Genomic DNA, 18499 nt, shown 5'->3' with positions numbered 1-18499 from the left:
TGAGATTTGTTTTTTGGCATATTTAATCTGTTGTTCGCTACTTAACTATAGGGTGGCCAATACCTCCATTGTCTTTTTTTCTTTTTCAGAAATAGTTTTCAGGATATTGGATGCTTGTTCAATGTATTTAAACTCTTTTGTTTCACTTACCTTTTCGAACAGCTGTGATACAGTTGTCCAGAGTGTTGCAATTTCAGCAAATGCCTCCCATCCGGTTTTTAGCTTATCAAGTTCCAGCAATTCATAACTTTCTTTTAAGAAATCACGATACAAATTCCTGAACAATGCGCCACCCGTTCCTGCTTTTTCCATAATCATGGCGGATAGTCTAAATTCATGCTCAATATTTTTACTCGTTTTAAACCATTTCACAATTTCAGCACTTGTTTTCAAAATTCCTTTGTAGGCAATATTCGTAATGGGTGGGTTCAGGTATTTGATGGCATTATTTTTAATCGCTATCGGTATGATCTTTTTTAGATCTGGATTATTCCTTTGGCTAGTCTGCTTGAGGGTATAATACAGATTTTTCGAAGCCATAGGTCCTTTTTCAGCCCTCGCCAAGGTTAAACTTTCTAAAGAAGTTTTTACCTCCCCTCCTTGCTGTATTGTATCTACTAAAAAAGCATTTTCATGGTCATAGCCATAAATTGCAGCATAGTGGCCTGCAAAATGAAAAGGGTTCGAAAAATATTCCAAATGGTAGCAATCCAATTTCAGTCCTACAACCTGTCCTTTATCGAGAAGCTGCTTTACGTTATCCCAGGCTTTTTGTTTTGAAGAAGTTTCCTCAACAGTTAATTCGAGATTTAAATTTTTAGCAATATTTTGCGTCAGCAGATCGGTTTTTATTCTCCCTCCTAAAAATGGAAAGTCCATCGTTTTCATATTCCAATAGATAAACCCAAGTCCTTCACCAAGTCCAAAAAGCATGGGTTCGGAAAGTTCAATCCCCAGTTGCAGCAATAATGTTCCCGTTGCCGTGGTTTCGCAATGTTGTCCGTTAAAAGGCTTTAAATACTCAATTTTCATTTTAACTGATTAATCTAAAACATTATATTTTTTTTATTCCGACCGTTCCCAGACGAGATTGGAAATGATTTAAAATCATAAATCATACGGTTTAGGAACATCGTTATTTAGATTTAAATTAATGACATCGTCCCATGGGGACGCCTCATGGGTAGAAACGCCAATTGCCAATTGGCGGTTTTCGTTCCGTTAGGAACGTTTGGTGATTAAACCCTTAATATTTCTTCTGCTCTGTCCACCTAAACCTGATTGACGCGGATGCCGATTTTTCATCGGCAGAAGCAAAAAGCAGGACTGAACAAACCTAAGCACTACTGTCCTACCTTTCCAAAAAACCAATGAGTTGCCATACGCTAAACTTCCGAAGTTCTGCCTACGCTTAGCCCCTTTTAAACTTCGGATTCATCCTTATCGCCCATCATCATGCATACTATCCCCGTACGGATTAGCATGTGCATAATCTACCGCCGACACCTTATAATCTGTCGGTGCAAAACTAGCCGAAGTACTGAGTGCCATGCCTAATTCGTAACGCGTTGGATAAGGTGTTTTTAATAAACTACCTGCCGGGATATATGGAAAACTCTCCAAATAACTCTGCATTACACTCGGACTTACGCGCCTGTTGATATATGCCCTGCTTAACTGATGCGTTTCCCTTAAACCCGCAGCACCTAATAATTCTACCGCGCTGGCTACGGTTAGGTTATGGAAGTTTTTTACCCGAACGGTTTTATCTTCTACCACAAGGCCTTTCATTAAACTCTGATCCTGCGTAGCCACCCCTGTTGGGCAAGTATTGCTATTACACTCCAAAGCCTGAATACAGCCTAAAGCAAACATCATTCCGCGGGCAGCATTACACATATCGGCACCAAGGGCTATATTTTTTACCAGATCGAAGCCCGTTGCCACTTTACCCGAAGCAATAATTTTAATGTGTTTTTTCAGGTCGAAACCATTTAAAACATCATATACAAAAGCCACACCTTCGCGCAGCGGCATCCCTACCGAATTCGAAAACTCCTGAGGTGCCGCACCTGTTCCGCCCTCACCACCATCAACAGTAATAAAATCAGGATAAATGCCGGTTTCAACCATGGCTTTACAAATGGCATAAAATTCACTTTTACGACCGATACAAAGTTTAAAACCTACGGGTTTACCATCCGATAAATCGCGGAGTTTCTTCACAAACTCCAATAAACCAATAGGGGTATTAAAAGCCGAGTGTGCAGGCGGCGACAATACATCTTTACCTTCAGGCACTAAACGGATCCTGGCCACTTCTGGTGTTACTTTTTTGGCGGGTAACATACCACCATGCCCTGGTTTAGCGCCTTGTGAGAGTTTAATCTCGATCATTTTCACCTGATCGGTTTTGGCCCGCTCGGCATAAGCATCGTAATTAAAAGTACCATCAGCATTCCGGCAACCGAAATAACCGGTACCAATCTGCCAGATTAGATCGCCACCTGGCTGACGGTGATAATCGCTGATCCCTCCTTCGCCGGTATTATGTGCAAAGTTGCCCATTTTAGCACCACCATTTAAAGCCAGAATAGCATTCTGACTTAATGAGCCAAAGCTCATGGCCGAAATATTATAAATACTGGCAGAGTAAGGTTTTTTACAATCCGGTCCGCCAACGGTAACACGCGGATCTAAATTCAATTCGTGGTGCGAAATCGCAGCAATGCTATGACTTAACCATTCGTAACCATTATCGTAAACATTTAACTGAGTACCGAAGGGAATGGTATCGTTATCTTTTTTAGCACGCTGATAAATGAGTGAGCGGTTTAACCTGCTGTAAGGCGTACCATTGGTATCGCTTTCAACAAAATATTGATACACTTTCGGCCGCAGTTCTTCCATAAAATACCTCAAACGGCCAAAAACCGGATAGTTCCTGACGATACTGTGCTTGGGCTGGTATAAATCGTAAATACCCAGAATAACAAAAGGACCAGTAAAAATGAATGTCCACCATAAAAAGGGATGATACAAGCCCAGCATAATGGTTAGGGCGATTAAAAATGCGGCAATCGCGACGAAAGCTTTTCTCATAATAATAGATTAGCGTATGTTTTGTTAGTACAAAGATTAGGATTATTAAACAACTGACACCATTAATTTGTTATTTTTACGCTATGCTTATTAAGATATATCCAGAGAACCCGAACGAAAGAGCCATTGAACAAGTTGTTGAAGTGTTGAAGAAAGGTGGTTTAATTATCTACCCAACCGATACCATTTACGGTTTGGGCTGCGATATCACCAATCCGAAAGCGATCGAAAAAATCTGCCGCTTACGTGGCATCAAACCTGAAAAGGCCAACTTCTCTTTCATCTGTCACGATTTAAAGCACATTTCCGACTATATCAAGCCAATTGACAATACAACTTTCAGGGTGTTAAAAAAAGCTTTACCCGGGCCATTTACATTTATCTTTAACGCCAATAACAACGTACCCAAATTACTCAGTTCCAACAAAAAAACGGTCGGTATCCGTGTGCCCGACAACAATATTGCACGCTGTATTGTAAAAGAACTGGGCAATCCTATCCTATCTACGTCCATAAAGGATGATGATGATGTAATTGAATATTCAACCGATCCCGAGTTGATTCATGAAAAATACGAAGACCTGGTCGACCTGGTAATCGACGGTGGTTACGGCGATAACGAAGCCTCTACCGTGATTGATTGCACCACGGGCGAGTTCGAAGTAATCCGTGAGGGTAAGGGAAATATTGAGGAGTATTTGTAAGCTCTTTATAGTAAAGCCAGATCGTTTATTTTACGAGGATTGTTAGATTGATTTTTTTTGGAAGTGACGGTTTCAGTTCCCTGTGGCGGCCTCCAGCCCTGCTTTACACTTCAAGTCCTCCCCGATAAAAATCGGGATGCGGGCTTTCCGTTTCAATCAGGCTTAGTAACAAAGGGTGTTTTATCAAACGCGGGAATGACGACCATATTATCACTACCCCCTGCCCCCTAAATTCTATTGATGCCTGCTCTATACGCCAAGCTATCTGCACCCTGCTATCCGGCCTATGATATGATGGAAGGAGAAAACGTTAAAGCTTTTGCACCTCCTTTCAACCCACCACTGCCTCGAGGCAGCACGCCCTTTCCGACCCTTCGTCGGAACTTGTGCTGGCGACCAATAAAGCTTTGACGAATTTATCCGACATCAGATCCAAGCCTTGGGTTTTTGTTACTTTTGGGCCAAGCCAAAAGTAAGAGCCCCTCGGCGGCGGTGAGCCGAGGCAAGCCCGAGCCTGGGGCAATCCTGAACCACGCATTAACTCTATTTATAAGATTGCTTCCCCGAAAGGTCGGGACAAGCTGTCGGCTGAAAAAGCCTTCTCGCAATGACGAATTCATCGTGGTAAAAAGCCCATAGATCTCTCCACTACGGTCGAGATGACGATTGATCTTGATTGAAATAACGTCAATGATTTCTCTACACCCTGCTACCCGGCCTTGGATATTTTCGCCGGAAAAAGCACGGAAATCTTTGCACTACCCTACATTACCTCACAGTCCAAGGCAGGATCAAGCGGGAGTGTTGGGATAAGCAAGGGTAAGAGCCTCGATACTGCTGCAATTGAGATTTCCGTAGGTTTTTACAAGAATTGCGCAGCAATCTTTTATACCTATAAAAAACAATATGATCACATAAAAAACTGATCCCAGCCTTGATTGTTTGTTTCTTTATCATCAAGGATAAAGAAAGAGCCCTTTCGGCGGCGGTGAGCCGAGGCAAGCCCGAGCGATGGGCAAAACCACCCCCAGCCCCTCCTTGAAAATCAGGAGGGGAGCTCCCACCAATAGCTTTAAGGTTCCCACCTGCGCGGGAATGACGAACGATGTTTAGAATCCGGATAACGGAATAATTTTGGTACAAATCGCAGATAACCCATAGTATTAAGATTGCTTCGTCGTTCCTCCTCGCAATGACGGAATTGATGTTGCAATGACAGCTTTAAACAAAAAAGCACCAAGAACATCGCGCTCTTAGTGCCTAAATTTATACACAAGCCTATAAATCTTAAAGATGTTATAGGCTCATATATAGGATTTACAAATTAATTCCAGCCACCGCCTAACGAGCGGTACAAACCAACAACTGCATTTAACTGCTCCGTTTTAATCGTCGTTAACTCCAGTTCGCTCTGCAATAAATTGCCTTGTGCCGTAATTACCTCTAAATAATTAGCCATACCGCTTTTGAATAATAAACTTGCATTTTTCGAGGCCTGTTGTAAAGTCTGCGCCCTTTTCTCCGCGATACTGTATTGAGTCTTTAACTTCTCTACTTTCGTTAACTCATCCGACACTTCACCAACCGCATTCAATACCGACTGACGGAACTGGATCACTGATTTCTCACGGTCGATTTTAGCCAGTTCCAGAGAAGTTTTCAACTGACCTCTTTGAAAAATCGGTTGCGTAATCCCTGCCCCAACCAAACCGAATAAAGATGCCGGTACATTAAACCAGTTGCTCGCTTTAAAAGAGTTGATGCCTCCGCTGGCGGTAATCACCAGCGATGGATATAAACTCGCTTTCGCTACCCCAACCTTCGCATTGGCAATGGTTAAAGCTAGTTCAGCACTTTTAATATCCGGTCTGCGGCTTAACATCGCTGAAGGAAAACCTGCGTTTAATTCCTGTGGAATACTCATTTTATCCAGACGGCTATCGCGGTTAATCGCTTTAGGCAAGGTACCAATCAATACACTTAAAGCATTCTCCTGTAAAGTTACATTCTGCTCTAAACGGGGGATCAGCTGTGCCGCCACCAATTGCTGTGCCTGTGCCTGCTGAATGGCTAAGGAAGTAACCTGACCGGCATCGAACTGTAAATTGATAATCCTTAATGTGCTGTCGTTAAGCTTTAAGTTCTTTTTGGCAATTTCCAGTTGCGCATCAAGCATTAACAGGTTGTAATAACCCTGTGCCACATTGGCAACCAAACGGGTTTGAACGGCTTTACGGGCTTCTTCTGTCTGCAAAAAACTGGCTAAAGCGCCAGCTTTTTGATTGCGGATTTTACCCCAGATATCGGCTTCCCAAACCACACCCAGATTCGCATTGTAATCTTCGATGTGACTCGAACCCGTAAACTGGTTCAGGCTTAAACCATTTAAACTGTTATCAGACGGACGGCTCGAACTCGCTGCCACCTGTAATTTCAATTCAGGCAAATAACCCAATTTCGATTGTTTAAACAATACTTCAGCGGCATCGATATTTTTCAATGCAATTTGCATATCGTAATTCTTAACCAAAGCGGTATCAATTAAATTTTGAACAGTAAGGTCGTTGATAAAACTCTTCAAAGGCATACCGCCAACACTTGAAGAATCTTTAGGTAATGTGTTTCTGAACAAGCCCGGTGCCACATTGGGCAAGGCTGTATCTTTCGAAACCGAACATCCGCTCCAGATTAAAGCCAGGAGCAGGATGGTAAAAATATTAAACCGTTTCATAAACTACATGATTATTATTGACAGGTTCTCCATGATGATGAACAACCTCATTTCTTGATTTTTTTGATATTTTTTCCTGTAAAGCCTGGAAGATGACAAAGAGTACCGGAATGATGAACAAACCTAAAATTACACCCGATACCATACCTCCTGCAGCACCAATACTGATGGAGTGGTTACCCTGTGCCGATGGACCCGTGGCAATACTCATCGGGAATAAACCAAACACAAAGGCCAGTGAGGTCATAATGATCGGTCTGATCCTTAATCGCGCTGCTTCTATGGCTGCATTAACCAAACTCAGTCCTGCCTTTCGTCGCTGTACCGCAAACTCCACAATCAGGATGGCATTTTTAGCAAGCAATCCGATCAGCATAATCAGCGCTACCTGTACATAAATGTTATTCTCAATACCGGTTAAACCCAATACCACAAACACACCGAATACACCTGTAGGGATAGATAAGATTACCGCTAATGGCAGGATATAACTCTCATACTGTGCCGATAATAAGAAGTAAACAAACACTAAACATAACAGGAAGATCACCGTCGACTGTCCGCCTGAAGAAATTTCCTCACGGGTTTGTCCCGAGAATTCGTAAGCATAACCGGTTGGCAATTGTTCTCTGGCGGTTTCTTCGATCGCTTTAATCGCATCACCAGAACTGAAACCTGGTTTAGGAATCGCATTGACTTCGATCGAGTTAAACAGGTTATAACGTGAAGCCGTTTCCGAACCATATACACGGGTTAATTTAACCAGCGTACTAATGGGCACACTTTCTCCAGATTTGTTTTTCACAAACACACGGTCGATACTCGCAGGATCAGTTCTATCGGCAACATCCGCCTGAACCACTACACGGTAGTATTTACCAAAGCGGTTAAAATCTGATGCCTGTGCCGTACCAAAATAAGTCTGCATCGTTTGTAAGATATCTTTTTTACTTACGCCCAGCTGATCGGCTTTTTCATCGTTAACATCCAGTTGTAATTGCGGATAATCTGCTTTATAAGAAGTAAAAGCATAAGCAATAGCCGGTTTTGCCATTAACTTGGCGATAAAGTTATTTGCAACCCCACTAAATTTATCCAGTCTGCCATTCGTTTTATCCTGTAACATCACGTTCATGGCCTCCACATTACTAAAGCCCGGAACCGTAGGGAAACTGAATACAAAGAAAGTACCGGCAGAGATAGCCGCCATTTTAGCCCTTACGATATTCTGGATTTCATCAATATTTTTGACCGCTCCCCTTTCGTCGTTTGGTTTTAACAATAAGAAAATCTGACCAGCCGATGGACTGTTGGATGCCGTTAAAAAGTTATAACCGGCCAGCGACATTACAAATCGTGCTGATGGCATCGCCCTCAACTCTGCTTCAGCCTGTTTTAATATTTTATTGGTATTGGCTAAAGATGTTCCTGATGGACTGGCCACCGCGATCGCCACAAAACCCTGATCTTCTGTCGGAATAAAGCCTGTTTTGGTTCTGCCTACCAGAAAAATGGTAACCAAAACGATTAAAGCAAGCCCGCCCATACTGATCCATTTATTGCGGATTAATACTCTTAAGCCGCCGATATAACGGTTGGTCATATAATTGAAACCACCGTTAAAACCTGCATAAAACTTTTCTACAAAACCTTTTTTAGGTGCCTGATGACCACCTTCGGCATGTTTGTTCTTTAAAAATAAGGCTGCCAAAGCAGGACTTAAAGTTAAGGCGTTAACAGCCGATATAATGATGGCAATGGCCATGGTTAAGGCAAACTGTTTGTAAAAGATACCTGTTGAGCCGGTCATAAAACCAACCGGTAAAAATACGGCCGCCATCACCAGGGTAATCGATATAATGGCCCCGGTAATTTCGTTCATCGCTTCGGTAGTGGCGGCCCTCGGACTAAGTGAAGGGTTTTCTTCCATTTTGGCATGCACCGCTTCGACGACCACAATCGCATCATCCACCACAATACCAATGGCGAGTACCAATGCAAACAGCGTTAAAAGGTTAACCGAGAAGCCGAACAGCTGCATGAAAAAGAATGTACCGATAATCGCCACCGGAACGGCAATTGCTGGAATTAAAGTTGACCTGAAATCCTGAAGGAAGATAAATACAACGATAAATACCAGTAAAAAGGCTTCGATCAAAGTGTGCTCCACCTGATTGATGGATTCGTCAAGATCGGTTTTGGTACGGTAAAACTGATTGTGTTTAATACCTGCCGGGAAATCTTTTGAAAGTTTCGCTAACAGTTTATCAATGGCAATCTGGATTTCGTTGGCATTTGAGCCTGATAACTGGATTACACCAATAGTAATCCCGTCATGTCCGTTTAAACGGTTTACACTACCATAACTGTATGCACCCAATTCAACACGGGCCACATCTTTTAAACGCAAGATAGAACCATCTGCATTAGAGCGGATCGCGATATTCTGATATTCCTCTGGTTTGGTCAGCTTACCTTTATATTTAATGATGTATTCAAAAGCCTCACTACTTCTTTCTCCAAATCTGCCCGGAGCCGCTTCCAGGTTTTTGTCCTGAATGGCGGTGATCACTTCATTAGGAGTAATTTTATAAGTAGCCAATTGACTTGGGTTTAACCAAATACGCATCGAATAATCTTTAATACCACCAAATACGCTGGCCGAACCTACACCCGGGATACGTTTGAGTTCGGGAATGATATTGATTTGTGCATAGTTATTGACAAAAACCGCATCGTATTTTTTTGGATCTTCCGAGTAAACCCCGATTGCGCCAATAAAACTGTTTTGCTGTTTTGTGGTGGTGATACCATATTGTACTACCTCTGCAGGCAGTTGACTGGTGGCCTGTGAAACCCGGTTTTGCACGTTAACTGCGGCCTGATCGGGGTTGGTACCTTGCTGAAAGTATACCGTGATCGCCAGGGTACCATCATTACTGGCGCTGGAGGTCATGTAGGTCATGTTCTCCACACCATTAATGGCTTCCTCCAATGATGGAGTTACCGAACGTAAAATCGTTTCGGCATTGGCCCCAGGGTATACCGCAGTTACCAATACCGACGGAGGTGCGATATTTGGAAAGCGCTCTAAGGGCAACTTGGTTAAGCCCAGTATACCAACTATTACCAATAAGATGGAAATAACAGTCGAAAGTACAGGCCTGTCTATAAATTTCTGAAACATGATTGCTTAAACTTTAGTGGTTTATTATTTTTTTGTTTTGGCAACAGCTACTTTATCTGCTGCTTTTTGAGGCTGGATTACCATACCCTCCTGTAATTTATCAACGCCGCTTAACACGATCTGATCACCAGCTTTTACCCCGTCCTTAACCAGGTAATTTTCGCCGGCTTTACCCACAATGGTAATGGCTTGTTTTCTCACCTTACTGCTGTCGCCAACGGTAAACACAAATACCTTATCCTGCATTTCTACCGTCGAAGATTGCGGTACCAGAATGGCATCATCGTGTTGTAAACCTAAACGGATTTTACCCGTATTACCTGAGCGAAGGATTCCGCTGGCATTAGGGAAACTGGCCCTTAAAGTAATGGCACCGGTGTTTTTATCAAACTGACCATCAATCATATCGATTTTACCTTTGATTGGATAAGCTGAGTTATCGGCCAATAAAAGTTCAACCGCTGGTAAATGTTTAATCCGGTCGGCAGGACTTTTACCCGGGTAGTTGGCATTAAAGTTGTTGAAGTCGTTTTCAGCCAGGGCGAAATAAACATGCACTTCGTGGATATCTGATAATTGTGTTAACGCTACCTGATCAGTTGGTGAAACTAAACTTCCCTGTTTCTTCGGGATACGGCCAATGTAACCGCTCACCGTAGCCTTAACATTGGTATAACCTAAGTTAATCTGTGCCGAAGCCACACTGGCTTTAGCTTGTTCGGCATTTGCCTGGGCGATTTTATAAGCCGTTTTAGCCGTCTTCAACTGAAAATCAGAAACTACTTTATTCTGAACAAGAGGGGTTAACTTATCCACTTCCAACTGAGCGTTTAAGATAGCCGCTTCTGCTGCGTGTAAACTTGCTTTAGCATTGTTTAATGCCTCGCGATAAGGGTTTTCATTGATTTTGAACAGGGTTTGTCCTGCCGTTACATAAGCGCCTTCGTTAACCAGTACACTTTGTAAATAACCACTCACCTGCGGACGAACGTCGATATCAACAGCACCCTGAATAGAGGCCGGATATTCGATATAGGTGGTTTCTGTACTCGAGTTAATCGCACTTACAGGCAGTGCAGGTGGCGGTGGTGCAGCTGCTGATTGCTCCGGAGATGACTTACAGCTCACCAAAATTATAGATAGAAGAGAAATTGTTAACAATAACTTAATACTATTAAACTGTTTAACAGTGTTAAGTAATGGGTACAAGCGATGTAGAGATTTCATATGATTAAATTTAATTGGAATTATAGTGTATAAATAATCTAACAGTGTTAAATTACTGTGTAAAAAAAATATTAACTGTTAATAGATAACGTAATGCCCTTGATGGCATCTTTTAAAATTTGCTGGTTTAACTCGTCAGTTGTTCTTCCGTTGGGGCGAACTAAATTGATGGAAATCAAGCCATGAATGATCGACCAATAGGTGTAATACTTCATGCAGATATCATTGTCCGAAACTGGTTTCTTCTCAAATAACGATTCGATTACATCGCCCAACATACTGCCTACGTTTTCGGCTTCAGGCATCGAATTTTTAACGGTACAACAAACCATATCTACACCGTACATCAGCTGATAAAATTCTTTGTGGGCAAAGGCGAAGTTCCAGTAGGCAATCCACATGGCTTCCATTTTATCTTCCGGAGATTCGTGTTTATCCCTGGCTTCGCGGATATCTTTGGCCAACATTAAATACCCTCTCCTGGTGAGTTCCAGCAAGATGCCATCTTTGTTAGAAAAGTACTCGTAAATAATCGGTGCAGTATATTCAATCTGGTCGGCAATTTTACGCATACTTAATGCCTGCCAGCCCTCTGTTTGAACAATGTTCAAGGCAGCATCCAGAATTTTTGTTCTGGTTTCATCTTTTAAACGTAGAATTCTTTCTTTACTTCCCATGACTGGAATATTAGGTGTAAATAATCTAACACCGTTAAGCAAATGTAGAACCAATTCCAGAATTCACAATCATTCATTTGTCATATCGCGTTTTTCAGAAAGAAAAAGGGCTCTGTTAGCATTTAAACAAGCTTTTTTAATCATGGCAATATTTTGAAAGAATAGGATGATGTTTTTTTCTCAACTGACAGGGCTGACATTTTTTTACTTTGAAAAGCAACTGCCGCAGTCTTTTTGGCAGTGTAGCCAGTTAAAGAGAACGAAGTCATATTTTTTTGAAAAGCAGGTTCCGGTATTTATCGGTTCCGAAAGCCCTGCCATTCGCTGTAGCCCTCATGATCCCGATATAAAAATCATGATGGGGCTGCCGCTGCTGTCAGGTTTATTAAACGTTGGTCCACGCCTGTTGGCAATAAACTTTGTGCCTAGTCCCCGATTGAATGGATGCCGCCGATATTTCATCGGGGGCAGAAAGGAAAGCGGGAACATTGAAACTGATGAGCACTGCAATTGCGCTCCATTCCCTCACAGGATGATAATAAATACCAACCAATCATTATCTTAGTAAAATGATATTCCGGGAAGCACGCCTAACTGACATACCTGCGATACAAATTGTCAGGCATACGGTAAAAGAGAACACTTTGTCTGATCCCGCGCTGGTGACTGACAAAGATTGCGAAGAATTTATGACGCAGCGCGGCAAAGGATGGGTTTGCGAAGTGGATGGAGAACTGGTTGGTTTTTCCATTGTTGACCTGAAAGAACATAACATCTGGGCTTTATTTCTTCGTCCTGAAATTGAAGGTAAAGGCATTGGTAAAGAACTGCACCGATTGATGATGGACTGGTATTTCAGTCAAACCCAGGAAACGGTTTGGTTGGGTACCTCGCCCAATACCCGCGCGGAAGAGTTTTATACCCGGCAAGGCTGGAAAAACGTTGGTTTGGTCAACAAAGGTGAAGTAAAATTTGAAATGACTTATGCGGATTGGGTGAAACATCTTCTTTAAACAGCACCTACAAAAACAGATCATATAGATCAATCTTTTATATTTGTCGAAAAAATATTAACGCTCTTTATTATGGCAATAGGCATTACTCCTAAGCATCGGGAAGAGATTCCCTTACATGAATTAACCGGACTAGAATTCTTAACGATAGCAATCCAGACGGCCACACAACTCAACTGGACCATTCTTTATCAAAGTGCGAGTGGTTTTATCGCCCAAAGCGGTACTTCTTCTTTTAATTCAAATAGTGAAATTAAACTGATTATTGAAGATCAGACTGCCATACTTTCGAGTGAATCAATAGGTGGCGAAATGATTGATTTTAACAAGAACAAAAAAAATGTCCGAACTTTTTTAGATGCTTTCTCTACTGTACAGTCTGAATTATCGCCTGAGGAACTTTCGGTTAAATCACAGGAGTTATACAGCTCATTCGATTTAGCGGCTGCCGACCTGCTGAAAATCCCGGCAGAATCTGCCACGCAGAAGATTAAAAATTTCTTTTCGCTGTTTATTCCAAAGAAAGATTTCTTTTTCACCCCAATACTGATCAACCTAAACATTCTGATCTTTATTCTGATGGCTATTGGTGGTGCAGACATTTTTTCGCCGAGTTCTGAAATCCTCATTAACTGGGGCGCCAACTTCCGTCCGCTAATTTCCATCGGGCAATATTGGCGATTAATTACCAACTGTTTTTTACATATTGGCCTATTACACCTCCTTTTTAATATGTATGCATTGTTATATGTTGGGGTTTTGTTAGAACCAATGCTAGGAAAAGGCAAGTTTATTGCGGCCTACTTATTAACCGGTATCGGAGCCAGCCTGGCAAGTACATGGTGGCACGAGCAAACCATCAGTGCGGGGGCATCTGGCGCCATTTTTGGTCTATATGGTGTTTTCCTTGCCTTACTTACTACCGATCTGATCGAAAAGGAAACCAGAAAGGAATTATTAACGAGTATTGGCATTTTTGTGGTTTATAATTTAGCTTACGGCTTGACAGGCGGTATAGATAATGCAGCCCATATCGGCGGATTAGTTTCTGGATTGGTAATCGGCTATGCCTTAATCCCTAGCTTAAGGAAACCAGAAAAGCCATCCTTAGAGGTTATTTCTATTGCTGCATTGTGCATATTAATGTTTTTTTCATCTTTTGGTGTGATTAAATCGATTCCCAATGCAGAAAGTTTAACAGCATACGATAAAAGGTTTGAGCGTTTCAAGGTTTTGGAAACAATGGCGCTTGGCATTTATACGCTTGAAAAAGATGCAAAAAAAGAAGACGTGTTGTATGAGATCCGTAACCGCGGAATTTATTACTGGAATGAAAATATTAGTTTATTAGACAGTTTAGAGCAACTAAACCTGCCACCATTTGTTAGAGAGCGCGATAAGGTTTTAAAAGAATATTGTAATTTACGCATTAAGGCTTACGAACTGATGTATAAGGCAATCGACGAAAATTCGCATCAATACGATGCTGACATTATTAAAATAAATAAACAAATAGAATCTACACTAAAATCTTTTGAGGAGCCTAAATGATGTTCCAAAACGCAGCTACCCTTAGCAGCAAAGACCCTGAAACAAGTTCAGGGTGACGAACCGCGGGAGTGATTGTCACTTCGAAAAGGCTTTTTCAGCCGATGAGCATCATATAACCAATGAACAGATGGCTAATGAACTTTATTGCCACGGAGGCACAGATTAACACGGAGATGTTTTATTAGTTTATTAATTACCAGATACAAAGTAATCTGCCTAAATAATAACCGTCAAAAGAATAAACCATATAAGCTATATAAGTTGCATATAAGCTCAATGCCTAATATGTTCTTACATTCCTTATATGGTGAAAAACTATAATAAAAGTTTTAACCATTAAAACCTTGAGCGAAGCGGAAAGCTACACAGTAAAACAAGTTCAAGGCGACGACCCGATAGATTGACCGTCATCTCGACCGGAACGCAGTGAAGCGGAGAGATCTATCTAGTTAGATTTCTCCGCTACGGTCGATATGACGAACCGACTGAATGTGCCTTTCTGGTAAAACACTAATCCTTAAACTTCTTCATGAAATTGCTCACACTTTCTGCTAAATTCCCATCAGCGATGGCTTTAACGAAAGCTGTACCGATAATAGCACCATTCGCATACGAACAGGCCTTATCAAAAGTTTGTTTATCGCTGATCCCGAAACCAATCATTGTTGGATTCTTCAGGTTCAGGTTTTTAATCCTGCTGAAATAGGCTTCAGTGGTATTGCCTACTTCGAGGTTTTTACCCGTAGTAGCCGATGATGATAACAAATAGATAAATCCATTGGTTAAACCGTCAATTTTATGGATCCGTTCTCCAGCTGTTTGAGGGGTGATTAAAAACACATTGCTCAGGTTATGTTTTTCGAAGCAATCTTTATAAAACTCCTCGTATTCTACCATCGGCAAATCGGGAACAATACAACCATCTACGCCTACTTCGGCACAGGCTTCACAGAACTTTTCTACGCCAAACTGCAAAACAGGGTTTACATAACCCATTAACAAAACAGGAATACTTACCTTTTTGCGCAAGTCTTTCAGCTGTTCGAAAAGCAACTGAAGCGTCATCCCTTGATCTAATGACTGTTTGCTACTCGCCTGAATTACCGGTCCATCAGCAACTGGATCTGAGTAAGGGAACCCTATTTCGAGCATATCGGCGCCCGATTGCTCCAATGCCTCTGCAATTTGCAGGGTATCGCCAGTATTTGGATAACCAGCGGTATAATAAATTGATAATATATTTTTCTTCTCCTGGAAGAGTTGTTTAATTCGGTTCATTTTTTTAGCCTTGAAATGTGAGACGTGAGATGGGAGATGTGAGATGGGAGATTAAGTGCTTATCAGAAAGTCCATCGTCTCATGTCTCACATCTATTATCTCATATCTATAAGTTAAAATATTTAATATAAGTATCCAGATCCTTGTCGCCACGACCTGAAAGGCAAACCACTACGTTTTCGCCACCTTTAAATTCCATTTTTTCTAAGTAAGCCAGGGCGTGTGCACTTTCTATCGCCGGAATAATCCCTTCCAATTGGGTGCAAAGCAAACCTGCATCTAAACTTTCTTCATCGGTGATGGAAACATATTGTCCGCGACCGGTTTTAAACAAATGTGCATGTTGTGGACCAATCCCCGGGTAATCCAATCCGGCAGAAACCGAATGCGGTTCCACCACCTGTCCGTCTTCCGTTTGCATTAAAATGCTTCTGCTGCCATGGAGCACACCTTCTTTACCCAGGTAAGTGGTTGCTGCAGAAAACCCACTCGATACCCCTTTTCCCGCAGCTTCAACCGCGATGAGTTTCACATTTTCATCATCCATAAAATGGTAAAACATACCCATGGCGTTACTGCCACCACCTACGCAAGCCAAAACATAATCAGGCTGATCGCTTCCGGTTTGCTCCAATAGTTGTTTTTTGGTTTCTTCCGAGATAATCGACTGGAAAATCGCTACCATATCAGGGTAAGGATGCGGACCAACCACCGAACCAATAATGTAATGCGTATCAACCGGATTGTTGATCCAATCGCGCATCGCCTCATTAGTGGCATCTTTTAAGGTTTTACTCCCTGAACTTGCCGGAACCACCTTGGCGCCCAACATTTTCATACGGGCCACATTCGGTGCCTGGCGTTCGATATCAACTTCACCCATGTAAATAACACACTCCAGGTTACGTAGCGCACATACCGTTGCCGTGGCTACACCATGCTGACCAGCGCCTGTTTCGGCGATGATTCTTTTTTTGCCCAGCTTTTCAGCCAGTAAAATCTGTCCGATGGTGTTGTTGATCTTATGTGCACCGGTGTGGTTTAAATCTTCTCTTTTTAAGAAAATATTGGCACCATATCTTTCCGAATACCTTTTGGCAAGATATAAAGGCGAAGGACGGCCAACATAATCTTTCAATAATTGATGAAATTCCTTTTGAAAATCGGCATCATCAATAATCTTTAAATAGTTTTGACGCAATTCTTCTACGTTTGGATAAAGCATTTCGGGGATGTACGCGCCACCAAAATCTCCATAATATCCTTTTTCGTTTACTTTGTATTTCATGTTTTTTTCTTTTCCTTCCCTTGGTTGAAACCAGGGGTTATGAATAACAACTTATTTATTCATTTCTTTTATAAATTCTTTAATCTTCTCTGCATCTTTTAAGCCTGGTTCAATTTCAAATCTGCTATTGATGTCCAATGCATATAAACGTTCGTCATTTATGTTTTTTATGGCCGGGGCATGTTCTAAGTCAATTCCGCCACTTAAAAAGTAAGGTTTGGTATAAGTATATCGGTCTAAAACAGACCAATCGAATGTTTTTCCCGATCCACCATGTGCTTTGGTTTTGGTATCGAACAGGAAATAATCTGCCACATCTAAATAAGTTTCCAGCTCAGAAAAATCGAAATCCTCATCTATTCCAAATGCTTTGATTACTTGTAAGGAGCCAAAGGCCGTTTTTAATGCTGCACAGTATTCAGGCGATTCGCTGCCATGTAACTGAACAGCCTTTAGCTTCAATGTGTTTACTTTATCCTTTACTTTTTCTAAGTCTTCATTTACAAAAACGCCTACGGTTTTAATCTCGGATGGAATGTATTTGATCAATTCAGCAGAAACATCGCTGATCAGTCTGGGCGATTTTTCATAAAAGATAAAACCCAGGTAATCTGGCTGCAATTCTGCAACCGCAGCAATATTGGCGGCCAAACGCATGCCGCAAACTTTTAACTTTAACATGCCAATAGTTGTTTGAAACTGTTAAGTGCTTTTTTGCTCATTAACGATTCTTCCGCTTCATAAAAACAATCGGCAAAAGATTGTTGTGGTTTTATGGTTTTAATGGCCAATGCTGAATTACACAACACCACATTGTTCTGTACATCTGTAGCTTCACCATTTAAAACATCCATAAATATTTTGGCTGATGACTCTACGGTATCGCCACCTTTAATCGCATTCACCTCCACCTTATCAAAGCCCATATCCTGAAGGGTTAAAATCTGCTCCCCCTTATTCGAAAAGGTTTTCACATCGCAGGTTAACGAAACTTCATCATAACCCTCCAGTGCATGTACAATGGTATAACTTTTATCCGTATCCTGATATAAATAGGCGTATAAGCGTGCTAGTTCCAAACTGAACACACCTACCATCTGGTATTTTGGCTGTCCGGGGTTAACCATTGGCCCCAGCATATTGAAAAATGTTTTTACGCCCAGGTCCTTACGGATTGGTGCTACAATTTTCATTGCCGGATTAAACAGTGGTGCATGTAAAAAACAGATTCCTGCAGCATCTAAATTACGCTTTAATGTATCCTCATTATTGGTAAAAGTATAACCTAAATATTCCATTACATTAGAAGAGCCACAGCCCGAAGAAACGCCATAATTACCGTGTTTGGCTACATGATGACCAGCACCTGCCACCACAAATGAAGACAGGGTGGAAATATTGAAAGTGTCTTTACCATCACCTCCGGTACCACAAAGATCAATCAAATCGTAACCCGACAAGTTTACTTTAACGCACATATCAAGCATCGCATCCCGAAAACCCTGTAACTCCTGTACCGTAATATTACGCATGGCATAAGCCGTAATAAAAGCAGCAATTTGTGAAGAATTAAATGCCCCTTCAGAAATGGAGATTAAAATGTTCCTGGCCTCTTCCCTGCTAAAACTCTTGTTCTCGAATAAATGGTTTAATATTTTTTTCATGTTTTGTATACTCATTTCCGTCATTCTGAACTTGATTCAGAATCTTTTAAATAGATGCTGAACTAAATCAGCATGAC

Annotated in this window: 13 protein-coding genes; 3 read left to right on the top strand and 10 right to left on the bottom strand. The window is 41.6% G+C overall.

Annotated elements, in window-relative coordinates:
- Positions 1-45: 45 nt before the first annotated feature.
- Together AC04QZ_RS19275 and AC04QZ_RS19270 are read right to left on the bottom strand one after the other, a co-directional pair.
- On the bottom strand, positions 46-1032 hold the full coding sequence (locus AC04QZ_RS19275) for a BtrH N-terminal domain-containing protein (protein WP_478359077.1): 987 nt from the start codon (positions 1030-1032) through the stop codon (positions 46-48).
- Positions 1033-1440: 408 nt separating this feature from the next.
- Positions 1441-3102: an FMN-binding glutamate synthase family protein gene (locus AC04QZ_RS19270; RefSeq protein ID WP_478359076.1), complete on the bottom strand. Its 1662-nt coding sequence runs from the start codon at positions 3100-3102 to the stop codon at positions 1441-1443.
- A gap of 83 nt (positions 3103-3185) precedes the next feature.
- On the opposite strand from AC04QZ_RS19270, the gene AC04QZ_RS19265 reads away from it, so the two are divergent.
- Positions 3186-3806 (top strand): L-threonylcarbamoyladenylate synthase, encoded by a 621-nt coding sequence (locus AC04QZ_RS19265; RefSeq protein ID WP_086545539.1) that lies wholly within the window; start codon positions 3186-3188, stop codon positions 3804-3806.
- A 1324-nt stretch (positions 3807-5130) separates the two neighbouring features.
- Here AC04QZ_RS19265 and AC04QZ_RS19260 read toward each other — a convergent pair.
- From AC04QZ_RS19260 to AC04QZ_RS19245, 4 genes are all read right to left on the bottom strand, one after another.
- A complete protein-coding gene (locus tag AC04QZ_RS19260) occupies positions 5131-6537 on the bottom strand; it encodes a TolC family protein (protein WP_478359075.1) in 1407 nt (468 codons plus the stop codon).
- Positions 6524-9724: an efflux RND transporter permease subunit gene (locus AC04QZ_RS19255; protein WP_478359074.1), complete on the bottom strand. Its 3201-nt coding sequence runs from the start codon at positions 9722-9724 to the stop codon at positions 6524-6526. The genes AC04QZ_RS19260 and AC04QZ_RS19255 overlap by 14 nt, the downstream gene beginning before the upstream one ends.
- 24 nt (positions 9725-9748) lie before the next feature.
- Positions 9749-10951: an efflux RND transporter periplasmic adaptor subunit gene (locus AC04QZ_RS19250; RefSeq protein WP_478359073.1), complete on the bottom strand. Its 1203-nt coding sequence runs from the start codon at positions 10949-10951 to the stop codon at positions 9749-9751.
- 71 nt (positions 10952-11022) lie between these two features.
- Positions 11023-11628, bottom strand: a complete 606-nt coding sequence (locus AC04QZ_RS19245) for a TetR/AcrR family transcriptional regulator (RefSeq protein WP_086545526.1) — start codon at positions 11626-11628, stop codon at positions 11023-11025.
- 569 nt (positions 11629-12197) lie between these two features.
- Between AC04QZ_RS19245 and AC04QZ_RS19240 the strand changes: the two genes are divergently transcribed.
- Together AC04QZ_RS19240 and AC04QZ_RS19235 are read left to right on the top strand one after the other, a co-directional pair.
- Positions 12198-12641 (top strand): N-acetyltransferase family protein, encoded by a 444-nt coding sequence (locus tag AC04QZ_RS19240; protein WP_478359072.1) that lies wholly within the window; start codon positions 12198-12200, stop codon positions 12639-12641.
- A gap of 72 nt (positions 12642-12713) precedes the next feature.
- A complete protein-coding gene (locus tag AC04QZ_RS19235) occupies positions 12714-14192 on the top strand; it encodes a rhomboid family intramembrane serine protease (protein ID WP_478359071.1) in 1479 nt (492 codons plus the stop codon).
- A 510-nt stretch (positions 14193-14702) separates the two neighbouring features.
- On the opposite strand, the gene trpA is transcribed toward AC04QZ_RS19235, so the two are convergent.
- The 4 genes from trpA to trpD form a co-directional block, all read right to left on the bottom strand.
- On the bottom strand, positions 14703-15470 hold the full coding sequence (gene trpA / locus AC04QZ_RS19230) for a tryptophan synthase subunit alpha (protein ID WP_478359070.1): 768 nt from the start codon (positions 15468-15470) through the stop codon (positions 14703-14705).
- Positions 15471-15576: 106 nt separating this feature from the next.
- On the bottom strand, positions 15577-16758 hold the full coding sequence (gene trpB / locus AC04QZ_RS19225; protein WP_086545523.1) for a tryptophan synthase subunit beta: 1182 nt from the start codon (positions 16756-16758) through the stop codon (positions 15577-15579).
- A gap of 51 nt (positions 16759-16809) precedes the next feature.
- A complete protein-coding gene (locus tag AC04QZ_RS19220; protein WP_478359069.1) occupies positions 16810-17439 on the bottom strand; it encodes a phosphoribosylanthranilate isomerase in 630 nt (209 codons plus the stop codon).
- Positions 17433-18422, bottom strand: coding sequence for an anthranilate phosphoribosyltransferase (gene trpD, locus AC04QZ_RS19215; protein WP_478359068.1), 990 nt, complete (start codon positions 18420-18422; stop codon positions 17433-17435). Before trpD ends, AC04QZ_RS19220 begins: the two co-directional genes overlap by 7 nt.
- Between the last annotated feature and the right edge of the window lie 77 nt (positions 18423-18499).

Source organism: Pedobacter folensis (assembly GCF_056490665.1).
This window is presented reverse-complemented; position numbering and strand designations above follow the sequence as displayed.